Genomic DNA, 12,366 nt, shown 5'->3' with positions numbered 1-12,366 from the left:
TGCGCCACGGAAGGGTTCGCCCGCCCCGGAGGGGCGTGCGCTGCGGCACGTCGTCGTGGACCGTCAGCCTTGCGTGGCCTGCGCCCTGCCGGCACCGGGGAGGGCCCCTGATCCTAGCTTTCGGGAGGTAGCGGGACGCGGCGAGGGCCGCGGCAGCGTTCGGTCCCGTGACCTGGGGCTCCGCGTCCTCGGGCCACGAGTTGCCGGGGCCCGCACTCCTTGGGATACCGCGCGGAGCCGGGCGGGATGCGCGTGGAGAACGACCTTCCGGTCGTCACCCGGGACGGCACGGTGCGGGTCAACATGTACCGGCCGCTCTCCGACACCCCCGTGCCGGTGATCCTCTTCGCGCATCCGTACGGTAAGGACGACCTGCCCCGGTTCACGGCCTCGGGCCGTCCCAAGCTGTCGTTCCGCTACCGGGCCATGCGCCAGACCGGGCCCCTGGTCTTCTCCTCCCTCACCACCTGGGAGGGGCCCGACCCGGTGTGGTGGGTCGGCAACGGCTACGCGGTGGTGAACTGCGACGTGCGAGGCGCGGGCATGTCCGAGGGCGTCGGGGCGCTGCTGTCGGCCCAGGAGGGCGAGGACGTCCACGACCTGGTCGAATGGGCCGGGGCGCAGTCCTGGAGCAGTGGTGCCGTCGGGATGCTCGGGGTGTCGTATCTGGCGCTGACACAGTGGCGGGCGGCTTCCACCCGGCCGCCGTCGCTGAGGGCGATCGCGCCGTGGGAGGGCTTCACCAGCGCCTACCGGGGGCTGGTACGGCCCGGCGGCGTGGAGGAGGACGGGTTCCTCAGGCTCTGGGACCTCGGCCTGAAGAAGGTCCGGCAGGCCTATTCGCTGCGTCGGGAGAGTGCCCGCAGGCCGGTGATCGACGACTGGTACCGGTCCCTCGACCCGGACCTGTCCGCGATCGAGGTGCCCGCGCTGGTCTGTGCCAGCTTCTCCGACAACAACCTCCACAGCCGCGGGTCGTTCGCCGGGTTCGAGCGGATCTCCTCTCCGGAGCGCCACCTGTACACCCATCGCGGCGGCAAGTGGGCCGTCTTCTACGACCAGGAGGCCCGCAGGTCCCAGCTGCTCTTCTTCGAGCGCCATCTGAAGGGCCGGGACGTGCCCCCGCTCCCCCGGGTCCGGCTGGAGGTCCGGGACCGCGCCGATCATGTGGTGGAGGTGCGGGAGGAGGCGGCCTGGCCGCTGGAGCGCACCCGGTGGACCCCGCGGTACCTGACGGCCTCGGTCCTCCCCGCCGATCCGCCGGACACGCGCGGGGAGCTGTCCTTCGACCTCCGCCGGGGCGGAGCCCGGTCCGGTTGGACGGTTCCGGAGGCCACCGAGCTCACCGGTCCCATGGCGCTGCGGCTGTACGTCGAGCCGCAGGGCGCCGAGGACATGGATCTGGTCGTGGGCGTCGAGAAGTGGAGCGGGGGGAGGTTCGTCCCGTTCGAAGGCTCGTACGGATTCGGCCGCGACCGTGTCGCCACCGGATGGCAGAACCTCGCGCTGCGGGCGCTGGACCCCGAGCGGTCACGTCCGTTCGAGCCGGTGCCCGCCTGTCTCGTCCGCGAACCGGTCCGGGCGGGGCAGGTCGTCGCGGTCGACATCGCGCTCGGCGCCTCCTCGACCCTGTTCCGCCCGGGAGAGCAGCTCCGCCTGGTGGTCGCCGGCCGCTGGCTGTCGCCGCGCAATCCGCTGACCGGACAGTTCCCGGCCTCCTACCGGACCCGGACCCGGGGGCGCTGCACCCTTCACTGGGGACCCGACCGTCCCGCGCACCTCCTGCTGCCGGTCGTGCCCGCACGGTAGGGGGCAGGTGGGGATGTTCCGCGTTGAGCGGCCGACGCGATCGCGACGACGAGGGGGACCGGCCACGGGCGGGGAGGGCGCGTGGCCGGGCCGTCCGGTCCTGCCAGCTCGCCCCGGCCCGGCTGGTCGGGGTCCGCGGCTCCCATGGTCCGTCGTCATTCGACGAGGCCATCGTTCAGCGGGTGTGAGCCGACGGGCGGCGGCCCAGCGGGATGAGGTACTGGAGCGGTTGGGAGAGGTCGTCCAGGCCGAGCAGTTCGTGGGCCAGGTCGTCGTGGAAGCCGCCCAGCGGGGTTCCGCCGAGGCCGAGCGCCGAGGCGGTCAGGAGGAGGGTCTGGGCCATGTGGCCGGTCTCCAGGAGGGCCAGGCGCAGGGCGCGCAGGCCGTAGCGGCGGCGCAGCAGCCCGAGGTCGGCGTAGAGGGCGAGTACGACCGGGGCCGCGTCGATGCCGATGGCGACGGGGTCTTCGGCGGGCCGGGACAGGTAGGTGGAGAGCGCCTGGACGGCCGCGAGGGGCGGGGGCGGTCCGACGGGGCGGAGGGTCCGGCGTTCGGGCTCGCAGGCGTATGTGCCGGCGGGGACTCCGTCGACGTCGAGGACCAGCAGGCGCACCCGTGCGGTGTGCAGGGCGCCGGCGCTCGGGTAGGGCCGGTGGTTGCCGGTCGGGGAGAGGGAGCTCCACAGGAGGGAGCCGAGGGTCGCGGCGTCCAGGGGGCCGGTCAGCGGGCCACGCAGGGAGGAGCGTCCGGCGAGGACCTCGCCCAGCGATACGGCAGGCAATGGGCTTGCGGGGAGGGGGAGTTCGGAAGGTGAGCGGTCTGGGCCGGGCGCCGTCGCGGTCACGGCGGGGGACATCGCATCGGCCGGCAGGAGGCGCAGGGCGGTGTCCTCGCCGCGGCCGATCTGGAACTTGCTCCGCTCCAGGTACTGGATGTCGGCCGCGGTGTGGCCCTCCGGGAAGAAGTGGGGCGCCTCGTCCGTCTCCAGCAGGGTCCGGGCGGCCAGTCGGCACACGGCCCGCTCCTCGTCGGGGGTGACGCCGAGCCGGTTGAGCAGCATGTGGAGCTGGGAGCCCCACACCCGGGCCGATTCCGCCGCGGAGAGGCCGGCCCCGTCGGGTGCCCGCAGCCGGTCTTCGCTCGCGCGTACCCGGTCCACCCAACGAGCTAGCCAGGGCTGCGCGTTGCCGTCCGTGAGCCGTTGTCGTGCGGTCCGGGCGCGGTCGGCGAGGCCTGTGCGGCGTGCGGCGTAGACGGAGTTGACCCGGCTGTGGACCGAGGCACCGGGCAGGAGTTCCATCTCGGTGACCCAGCGCCAGCCGGACGCGTGGGAGCGCAGCCGGCGGGCGGCCGTGAGCCGGTCCAGTCCGAGTGCGTACGTGGTGGCATGGACGAGGTCGACGCCGAGCAGCAGCCGGGCGGCGGCGACTCCCGTGGGCCCGCCGGCGTGGAGGGCCGGCTCGCGCAGGGCTCCGAGGGCGGCCTGGGTGGAGTGGGCGAAGACCTCTTCGGCGAGGGGGAGGGCGCGGGGGCCTCCGTAGCGGTCGGTCTCGGGCACGTAGGGCACCGTGCGGACCTCGGCGTGTCGCGAGGGCCACGGCCCGGGGACGGCGGGGACCTCGGCCGCCGCCCGGGCGAGCCGCGCGGGCAGGCGGGCGGCGGCTTCCGCGGCGAGGCCGCGCACGCGCAGGCGCAGGTGGGGGCCTTCTTCGGCGTAGCGGATGAAGAACCAGGCGGAGGCCTCGCCGGCGGCGACCAGGCCGTCGAGGAGGGGGGCCGCGAAGCCGGTCAGGAACGCGTCGGCGTCCTCGGCGCCGGAGTGCAGGAAGACGTGGAAGCCCTGCCAGGTGTCTGCCTGCGGTGCGGTCACGGGGAGGGTGGCGGTGGTGGCGGGCGGTCGGGTGCTCATGGGGGGTCCTCGGGCGTCAGGGGAAGGGGTGCGGGTGGAGCGGCAGGTCCGCGTGGCGCAGGGGGCGGTCCGTGCGCCCGAGCCGGTGGGGCACCTCCCACAGTCGGGGCAGCCCGACCGTGCGGCGGTTGACGTGCCCGAAGGTCATCGGGAGGGAGCCCGGCACGATGACCTTGACGCAGTGCAGGCCCAGTCGGGCCCGCAGGCCAGGCTCGCTCTGATCCACGGTGATCACCTCCAGGCCTGCTCCGGCCAGGCGTTCCACCGTGTGGGCGAGGAGCTCGGAGAGGTCGTCCACGGGGGTGGGCGCGCCGGGGAACGCCCGCACGAGCGGGACGGGCGGGGTGTCGGCGAGGAGGAAGGCCAGGCGCGGGGCGGCTTCGGGGAGGGTGTTGAGTCCGACGTGGTCGTCGAGGGTCTCGACCAGGTCGGGCCGCTCCAGCATGGGGCGCAGGCGGAGCGGGTCGCGCGGACGGCCCTCGGCGAGCGAACGGTGCGGTGCGTCCAGGACGTTGGTGACGACCTCGGCGACGGCGGAGCGGATCGCCGCGCGCGGATCGTGGTGGGCTCCGGCCGCCAGGAACATGCGGGGCGCGTCGGCGTGCTCGCCCTCGTACCGGCAGCCGGCGATGACGGCCGGGATGCCGAAGTCGTTGGTGGCGTCGTGGAGTTCGAGACGGTAGCCGGCGAGGCTCGCTCGGTCGGCGAGGAGGGCGGTGTCGGGGTCGTCGGGCGGAATCTCCAGCCGCCGCAGGGGGGTGGCCGCGTACCAGGCCATCAGGAAGGCGTCGCGTTCCGCGATCTCGAAGAGGCCGTAGAGGGCCGCCTCTTCGGGGCTGTTGCCGAGTCCGCACCCGTTGGAGGACTCGTAGACCACGCGCGGCCGGCCGGGTCCCGGCACGTCCCAGTAGGCGGCGTGTTCGGGGACGGCGATCTCCCGTCGCCGGGTGAGCGACCAGGCCCGGACCCAGTCCATGCGCAGATCGGGGGTGTACGGAACGGTCGTGGGTGCCGGGCGGACGGGGCGTTCGGCAGCGGGGGCGTGGGCTTCGGTGCGGTGGGCGAGGTCGGGGAGGCCGAGCCGGACGGGGTCCAGGGCCCGGTCGGGTCCGAGTTCGGCGTAGGAGGCGCTCAGGTCGGTGCGGCGCCCGGTGGGACGCATGCCCGCGTACCGTTCGACGGCTTCGAAGAGGGCGATCCGTTCGCTGTCGGGGAAGTCGTGGGCACGGCCGTATCCCCCGTCGTCGAGGGGGCGGCCGTCCGTGACGTGCGCGGTGGTGAGGCAGAACGCGGACTCGTCGGAGCGCATGAGCCGGCGCACCGGACCGAAGCGCTCGTCGTGCAGGACCTCTCTCAACTGGGCTGCCGTGGTCCGTGGGTTGGGCTGGCGCAGTCGGTACGGGTCGGGCAGCGGGCGCGACTGCGAGGGCAGGGGGGAGGGTGCGGACGCCGAGTCCGCCGGCAGCGGCGAGCACACCGCGCAGCCGCCGACGGAGCGGACGCGGTGGGTGGACCAGGTGCCGCGGCCCTGGTGTACGAGGTGGACGGTGGCCGTGGCGGTCGCGCCGACGGGTGCGTCCTCGTCCGGTACGGCCTCGTCGGGGGCGTCCTCGTCGGGGGCGAGGAGGTCGAGGGCGAGGGCGCCGAGGGAGGCGAGCAGCGCCGGGGAGGGTACGCCGCCCAGGGCCAGCCCCTTGTCGCGCCAGGGCACCCGGCCGCCCGCCGTGGCCAGGCGTTGGTGTTCGGCGCACCCCAGGCAGGCGGCCGCCCCGGGGCGCAGGACGGGGCCGATGATCGCGAGGGGCCCGTCGAGGCGTACGGGGACCAGGGCCACGGGGTGGTTCTGGGCGTGCCGGCTCAGCTCCTCGGCGAGGCCCGGAGTCCACCGGGTCAGCAGGACCACGGCCGGACCGGAGGTGAGGGTGGTCGCACCGGCCGCGTCGACCACCGGGACGGGCGTCGACCCCGGGGTGACCAGCGTGGCGGCCAGTTCGGGGGCGAGGCCGTCCGGGGGAACGGGCGGGGTCGGCCGCGCGGGGGCGGTGGTCATCTCGTTGCCTCCGGGGTGTGCAGGACGGTGAACCCGAACGCGGTGAGCTGGTCGGTGAGATCGCTCGGCGCTGCGGGGTGGAGCGACTCCCCGGTGAGTCGGAGCAGGGCGCCTTGGAGGCGCTGCTCGCGGTCCGCGAGGTCGGCCGACCAGCGCCCCGTCCCGCCGAGGCCCTCCCAGGGGGCCGTCCGGGCACCGGCCGCGGCCAGCGGTGCGACGGCCCCGCCCGAGGGGCGGGCGGGGTGGTCCGAGGGGGCGGAGACGGCCGCGACGGCGGCGAGGCAGGCGAAGGCGGCGGCATCGGCCGGGGTCGCCTCGACGGCCTCGCCGAGCAGCCGGCCACCGGGTCCCGCCGAGCGCACGACGGCCCGGTACACCTCCTCCCCCGGGGCGACCCGGATGACGTCCAGGCGGGCGGACACGTCGAGCCGTACGGTCAGCGTCGTCCACCAGTGGCGGGCCTGCGGATGCCTCGACCACCGCTCGGCGGGTACCGGCGACTCCCCGGCGGCGCGGCCGGTGCGGCGGGCGACGGCCCGCCGCAGGGCGCGCCCCCGGGCGTGCCCGGGATCGGCTCCCACCGTGAACAGGGCGTCCCCCAGCCGGATTTCGGCGGCCCGGCAGAACAGTTCCAGGCGGGCCAGGTCCAGTCGGGGCGCGCCACCGGTCAGCGACACGTCCGGCCCCTCCGGGTCCACGAGGACGCATCCGGCGAGCGGGACGGGGAGCTGCCGCAGGTCACCGGGGAGCGGGAGCGGGAGGGCCCCGCAGCGTTCGTCCCCGAGGGCGGCCACCCTGCGCAGGGCGGAGCCGAGGGTGTCGGCGGGCGCCAGGGCGGCCCTCCGGTCGGGGTCATGGCGCACGGATCCGATCCAGGCGTGGTACCGGGCGCGGGGCGGGCGGGCATCGGCGAGGAGCACCACGGGCAGCCCGGCCGGCAGGGCCCCCTCGACCTCCTCCAACGCCGGGTCCGGCAGCCCACCGAGCACGCACATCAACCGGTGCGCGGCAGCCCCGCCCAGCAGGACCATGGACACGCCCGAGGCTCCGAACTCCCCTTCCAACGGGACTGCTTCTCCTTCGGGGTGGTCCAGGCGGGATTCCAGGGCCTGGGCGTCGGCCCGGACTTGGCGGGGAGTGCCCGGGGCGGTCGCGTAGCCGGTCGGGCCCCGGAATCCCAAGGCGAGGGCCCGTTGCGAGGCCCCGGCGCGGGCGTGGAGCAGGACCCGGTGCGCCGGCAGGGTCGGGTCGGCGGTACGGGTGACGCTCAGGCCGCCCTGCTCCAGCGCCCGGCCCGCGGCACGGGCGAGGGGGTGGTCCGGATCCGCCGCCAGCACCTCGGCCCGTCCCGCGGCGAGGGTGACGGCGACGGCGCGGGCCCCCGCCCCGGTGGCCCGGGGGCCGGCGCTCGCCTCAGCCCACTCCACCACCGCTCCGGCCGCCGCCACCGCCGGCTCGACCTCGTCCGCCACCTCGGCCCCGTCCGGCGCGTCGGCCAGGAGCAGGTCGTGCGCTTCGAGTTGGGCGATCAGCGTGTCGACGGCACCGCGCAGGGCCGAGGTCGGCGCGGCACCGTCCAGCAGTTCGTCGACCCGGCCCGCCCGCAGCGGCCCCTCCAGCGACCGCCACAGCGCGGGCAGGGCGGCGCTGCCCTCCAGGGTGAGGGTGCCGTGCCGGCCGCGCAGGTGCAGCCCTTCGCGCAGCGGGGTCGCGGTGACCCCCGGGCGCAGCCTCGGACCGCTCATGCCGCCCCCTCCCCCACGACGGCGCGCAGCGCCTCGGTACGCGCCGTGCCGATACGTACCGCGTCGGCGGCCGCGCGGACCTCCGTGCGCCAGTCGCAGCCGGTCAGCCCGGGAACGGTGCGGATGACCAGGTGGGCGGCCAGGTACCGCTCCAGTGGCCGGATGTCGCACAGCGTGAGGAGCCGGTAGAGGGCGTTGGTGGTGGCCCGGTGGATGAGGTAGTCGGGGCGGCTCCACATGGTTCCGTGTGGGTCGGAGTCTTTGAGCAGTCGGTGGAACTCGCTGTAGCGGGTACGCAGTTCGGGGTTCCAGCGGGTGGCGGCCGCCGGGTCTCCGGTGGCGGCGGCACGGTCGCGGTAGGCGGCGGGCGCGCCGTGGAGCTCGGCGCCCGCCTCATACCGTTCCCGGGTGAGCCGCCAGGCCTCGGCGCAGTAGGCAGTCCAGGCCCGCTCCCCGCCCTGGGCGGCGCCTTCGGTGATGCGGGCGACGAGGCCGGCCGTCGCGTCGCCGGCGCGGTCCCACTGGCGGTCGAAGGCGGCTCGCAGCCTGCCGTCGGGATCCTCGTGGACGAGGAAGTCCTCCAGATGGGACACGTACGAGTAGTGGGCGCCCGCGAGGCCGTCCGGGTGGGCCGCCGCGTGCGCGGCGAGGGCGGTCACCGCGAGGTGCAGTCGGGCCGGGGCGGTGTCGCCGTGTTCCCCGAGAAAGTCGGCGCCGGCCCGCAGGGCGGGCAGCCCGGCGCGCAGGAGGTCCTCGCGCAGGACGGTGCCGCTGTCCCCGAGGAGTTCACGCAGGGGCCCCCGGTCCACGGGGGCCACGCGGACGGTGTTGTCCGGGACGAGGGGCCCGTAGGGCGGGGCGATGAGCTCGGTGCGTCCCGACTCGACCGCCGCCGAAAGGAGTTGGGCGTCGGTGAGGTCCTCGCGCGAGGGGTGCTCGCGCAGTCGGTCCCGGATCCGGGACGCGGCGGACGCGGCGAAGCCGCGCACCCGCCCGGACGGCCCCTGGAGGCGCAGCCGTACGTGCGGGCCGTGCAACCAGTGCCGTTCCAGGTGGGCGGCCAGCCCCTCGGCCGCGGCGTCGGCGGCGAGCGGAAGCATGACGGCGCGCAGCAGGGGTGCCTTGACGGGGTCCCGGTAGTAGGCGATCACGTCCAGGGCGCCCGCGTCCGGGGCGGCGCCGGCGTCCTGCGCGTGCGGTGCTGTCACGGCTGCTGCCTCTCCGTCGATCTCTTCGTGCCGCGAGGGCGCGGGGGTGGGCGGGGTGTGGTGCGGGGCGGGCGGTGCGGGGCGGGCGCTCATCGGGCGCGGCCGGATCGGTAGACCTCCAGGACCAGCTCGACCGCGTGGGTCGGGGAGTCGAGACCGCCGGGTGCGGGCAGTGCCTCCTCCAGGACGGCGCCGTCGGCGTGCCGGGAGAGCCATTTGGCGAGGCAGCGCAGGTGGAGGGCGTTCCCGAGGTCCACGAAGTGCGGTTTCGGCCGGCCGATTGCCTGGAGGAAGTCCCCGGCCGGTCGGCCGGCCGGCACGGACCCTACGGGGTGCAGGAACACCTGCTCGGGGAGGTCCAGCAGGGCACGCCACCGGGCGGCCGCCCGCGCCGGTACGGGGCCGCCCGCGAGGAGGTCGGCGCGCAGTTCCCCGACCACGTCGGGCGGCAGCGTCCAGCGGCGGCGGCGCAGGACGAGGTGGCGGTGGCGCAGCCTCGGGGTGAGGAAGGCGCGGCCGCCCGGTACGTCCATGTGGCGTCGGGGTGTGAGCGGCCGGAGGTCGACGGCGCCGTGGGGGTGGTCGCCGAGGTGGGCGCCGATGCGGCGGGGCAGGAGGACGGGGGCGAGGAAGCCCGGGTAGAGCACGTCGAGGAGTTCGCCGTCGGCGCGGACCCGGAAGCGGATCTGGTCGGTGGCCTCGTCGTGGACGAGGTCGAGGTCGCCTTCGGACAGGGAGGTCCGGCTGTGGTCGGGGCCGATCTCGTCCGGTACGAGCAGCGGGTGGAGGTTGGCGTTGAACCCGCCGACGGGGCGGATCTGGGCGGCCCGCGCCCCGGGGGCGAGGCCGGAGCGGACCTGCCGGGTCACGGCGGCGGCGGCGCGCGGGTCGAGGGAGTCCAGGAAGCGGCTGGTGAAGCGGCCCCAGCCGCCGTACACGTGGTTCACGCAGAGCAGGCCCCGTTCGGGGTCCCGTTGGAGGAAGTAGGCGTAGCTGAGGGGCCGTTGGGTGGCCCAGTCCGGCAGCCGGTCGCCGAGGGTCCGTACGAGGCCGGCCGGGAGGACGATCTCGTCGTGGTCGGCGTCGGTCCCCGACCCGGCTGCGGCTCCGCGGGCCGCTTCCGCGACCAGGGTCCGCAGGTCCGCCCACTGCGGGAGCCCGTCGGGCAGGCCGGCGCGGGCGGCCGGGTCGTGGAGGTCGAGGGCCGCGGCGGTCTCCCAGGCTTCGGCGAACTCGGCGCCGAACTCCCACGGGCGCGGGCAGGTCCCGCCGGGGCCGTAGCGCCGGACGAAGCGGTCGCGGACGAGGCGGCGCACCAGGTGGCCCAGGTCGTGGAGTTCGGCCAGCGCGGTGGCCTCGGCGAGCGCCTCCTGGTCGGCGGGTCCGAGGAAGCCTTCGAGCGGGAGCGGGTCGGGGGCGATCACGTCCTCGGAGAGCACGGACAGCGGTGCGGACCCGGTGGGTACGGGGCGCCCGGCGGCGGCCAGTTCCTCGGCCCAGCGGTGGGAGAGGCCGGCGAGCAGCGCGGGGCGTTCGGCGGCGTCCGCGTCCGCGAAGGCGGCGGTGTCCCGCCCGAGCCTCAGGATGCGCTCGGCCCGGGCCGCGTCCTCGGCGCCGGGAGGGCCGTCCACGGTGGGCGCTGCCGGATCCGGCTGCGGCGCGGGTGTCGCGGACGGCAGCGGGGGGTGGGGGCGGAGCCAGTGGGCGAGGGCGGGCAGGGGGTCGGCGGCCTGGGGAGGGACGGGATCCCCGGGCACCAGGAGGCCGTGGTCGACGAGCCGGTCGAGGAAGCCGGCGACGGCGGCCCGGGGCCCGGCGCCGGCGCTCGCCGCCGGCCCCCGGGCCCCACCCAGCAGGTCGGCCAACTCATCGAGCGGCAGCGGGTCTTGGGCATGCCGGGTGATCAGGGAGAGGGGGCCGCCGAGGGGCAGTTCGACCTCGTCCTCCTCGGGGACGAGGTAGCGCCCCCCGGCGAAGGCGGTCCGTTCCCGGACGTACGCGGCCCGCTCGCCCTCGACGCGGGCGGTGCTGGTGATGCGGTGCGGGAGGGAGGCACGCCGGTGCGGGGCGTCCAGGAGGGCGAGGGTGAGGGCGGCCGTGAGGGTGCGGTTGGCCTTGACCACCGCGCGCGGGGGCGTCGGGAAGAGCGGCGGGGTACCCCAGACGGCGCGGGCGCGGGTCGGCTCCGGGGGCAGGACGCCCCATCCGACGGCGGTGAACCAGGACAGCGGGCTCGTCTTGGTACTGGCCCGCAGGGCGTAGCGCAGGACGGTGGCCTCCTCTTTGCGGGTCCTGCGGTCGGACGGGGTCGAACCCGCGCGCTGTACGCCGCGCAGCAGGTCGGCGCTGGTCAGGGCGACCGCTTTGGCGAGGGCCGGTTCGCGGCACAGGGCCGACAGGGCGGCCCGTTCGGCGGCGAGGGCCGGTTCGACGGCGGCGTCGATCAGCGGGAGGAGGGCCGCGCGGCGGGCGCGCAGGTCGACCCACGCGGCGAGCCGGGGCGCGCGGGCCGGCAGGTCCCCGAGCCGGGCGAGGAGCGCCGCTCTGGGTTCGCGCCCGTTGTGCAGGGCGCGGCGCAGCGGGAGGACGACCTCGCGGTGGAAGGCGGCCGGGTGGCCGTCCCTGCTGTCGTGCAGCTCGTCGCAGAGCGGGCCGGTGGCCCGGGCCAGCGCGGTGTCGATCCCGTGGAGGCGCGCGAGCAGGGCACGGAACCGTGCGGGGTCCGGCTGCTGGGCCGGATGGGCGAGGACGGTGGCGCGGACCAGCGCGTAGGGCGCGGAGCGCACGCGGTAGCCGTCGTCACCGGTCCCGGGCGGCTGCGGGGTCGCCGCCGGTCGCGGCATCGGCCTGGTCTGCGGCATGGCGGTCCGTCCCGGTCCTGGGTGGCTGGTGGTCCGGGTCCCTCCCCCGCACGGGCGGCGCGGCGGGAGGGACCCGTGGGGTCGTACGGCTTGCGGGGTGGCGGTGCTACAGCGTCGGGTCGTTCGGTGTGGGCTGTGCGCAGGACGAGGAGCCCTGGCAGGAGCAGGAACCCCAGGACGCGCCACCCTCGGGCAGCGCGGCGGTGTCCCGCATGGAGGTGACCGTCAGGTCGCCCAGGTCGAGCGCCAGGTCGTCGAGGTCGAAGGCCGAGGTGGCGGCCGTGGTGGCGGGTTCGGGTCGGGTCATGGGTGTCTCCTCGGATGACGGGTGCGAAGGACGCCCGCGCCCGGTGGGACGCGTGGACCGGATGGGACGCGTCGGACGGGCGGGCGGGTGGGACGCATGGGGCGGGCGGGGGGCGGGACGGGCGGGGCGTGTGGGCCCCGCCCGGACCTGCGGAGGCCTAGAAGGCGGGGGCGTCCTGCTGCGGCTGCGCGCAGGACGAGGAGCCCTGGCAGGAGCAGGAACCCCAGGACGCGCCACCCTCGGGCAGCGCGGCGGTGTCCCGCATGGAGGTGACCGTCAGGTCGCCCAGGTCGAGCGCGAGGTCGTCGAGGTCGAAGGCGAGGGAGCGGGCTTCATCGGACATGGGGGTCTCCCGGAAATGGAAGGGGATGGAAGGGGATGAAAGCGAAAGCCGAATGCACATCGGTCGGTCGAGCGAATTCGGCATGACCCGAAAATTCGAATACCGCACATCGACGAACAGCAAATGATCGACAT

The 12,366-nt window shown here is 76.0% G+C and carries 8 protein-coding genes; 1 reads left to right on the top strand and 7 read right to left on the bottom strand.

Features of this window, described 5'->3' with window-relative positions:
• The first annotated feature begins 246 nt into the window (after positions 1–246).
• Positions 247–1,809: a CocE/NonD family hydrolase gene (locus tag ACZ50K_RS15285; RefSeq protein WP_468902704.1), complete on the top strand. Its 1,563-nt coding sequence runs from the start codon at positions 247–249 to the stop codon at positions 1,807–1,809.
• Positions 1,810–1,984: 175 nt separating this feature from the next.
• Here the strand turns inward: ACZ50K_RS15285 and ACZ50K_RS15280 are convergent, their stop codons facing one another.
• From ACZ50K_RS15280 to ACZ50K_RS15250, 7 genes are all read right to left on the bottom strand, one after another.
• A complete protein-coding gene (locus ACZ50K_RS15280; RefSeq protein WP_468902701.1) occupies positions 1,985–3,718 on the bottom strand; it encodes a thiopeptide-type bacteriocin biosynthesis protein in 1,734 nt (577 codons plus the stop codon).
• Positions 3,719–3,734: 16 nt separating this feature from the next.
• Entirely contained in the window at positions 3,735–5,768 is a 2,034-nt protein-coding gene (locus ACZ50K_RS15275) for a TOMM precursor leader peptide-binding protein (protein ID WP_468902697.1), read from the bottom strand.
• Positions 5,765–7,513 carry a hypothetical protein gene (locus ACZ50K_RS15270; RefSeq protein ID WP_468902694.1) on the bottom strand — a complete coding sequence of 583 codons (1,749 nt, stop codon included), beginning with the start codon at positions 7,511–7,513 and terminating at the stop codon, positions 5,765–5,767. The genes ACZ50K_RS15275 and ACZ50K_RS15270 overlap by 4 nt, the downstream gene beginning before the upstream one ends.
• Entirely contained in the window at positions 7,510–8,721 is a 1,212-nt protein-coding gene (locus tag ACZ50K_RS15265; protein WP_468902693.1) for a hypothetical protein, read from the bottom strand. Before ACZ50K_RS15265 ends, ACZ50K_RS15270 begins: the two co-directional genes overlap by 4 nt.
• Before the next feature lie 89 nt (positions 8,722–8,810).
• The gene (locus ACZ50K_RS15260) at positions 8,811–11,582 is read right to left on the bottom strand and encodes a lantibiotic dehydratase (RefSeq protein WP_468902691.1); all 2,772 of its coding nucleotides are present in this window, start codon (positions 11,580–11,582) and stop codon (positions 8,811–8,813) included.
• Positions 11,583–11,688: 106 nt separating this feature from the next.
• On the bottom strand, positions 11,689–11,889 hold the full coding sequence (locus ACZ50K_RS15255; RefSeq protein WP_468902688.1) for a thiazolylpeptide-type bacteriocin: 201 nt from the start codon (positions 11,887–11,889) through the stop codon (positions 11,689–11,691).
• 157 nt (positions 11,890–12,046) lie between these two features.
• A complete protein-coding gene (locus ACZ50K_RS15250) occupies positions 12,047–12,232 on the bottom strand; it encodes a thiazolylpeptide-type bacteriocin (RefSeq protein WP_468902686.1) in 186 nt (61 codons plus the stop codon).
• Positions 12,233–12,366 lie beyond the last annotated feature (134 nt).

This window comes from Streptomyces sp. NPDC033845 (assembly GCF_055576225.1).
This window is presented reverse-complemented; position numbering and strand designations above follow the sequence as displayed.

Bases quoted from the DNA above. Each gene is read 5' to 3' on its own strand.
- ACZ50K_RS15285 (WP_468902704.1), top strand. From the start codon at position 247: ATGCGCGTGGAGAACGACCTTCCGGTCGTCACCCGGGACGGCACGGTG.
- ACZ50K_RS15280 (WP_468902701.1), bottom strand. From the start codon at position 3,718: ATGAGCACCCGACCGCCCGCCACCACCGCCACCCTCCCCGTGACCGCA.
- ACZ50K_RS15275 (WP_468902697.1), bottom strand. From the start codon at position 5,768: ATGACCACCGCCCCCGCGCGGCCGACCCCGCCCGTTCCCCCGGACGGC.
- ACZ50K_RS15270 (WP_468902694.1), bottom strand. From the start codon at position 7,513: ATGAGCGGTCCGAGGCTGCGCCCGGGGGTCACCGCGACCCCGCTGCGC.
- ACZ50K_RS15260 (WP_468902691.1), bottom strand. From the start codon at position 11,582: ATGCCGCAGACCAGGCCGATGCCGCGACCGGCGGCGACCCCGCAGCCG.
- ACZ50K_RS15255 (WP_468902688.1), bottom strand. From the start codon at position 11,889: ATGACCCGACCCGAACCCGCCACCACGGCCGCCACCTCGGCCTTCGAC.
- ACZ50K_RS15250 (WP_468902686.1), bottom strand. From the start codon at position 12,232: ATGTCCGATGAAGCCCGCTCCCTCGCCTTCGACCTCGACGACCTCGCG.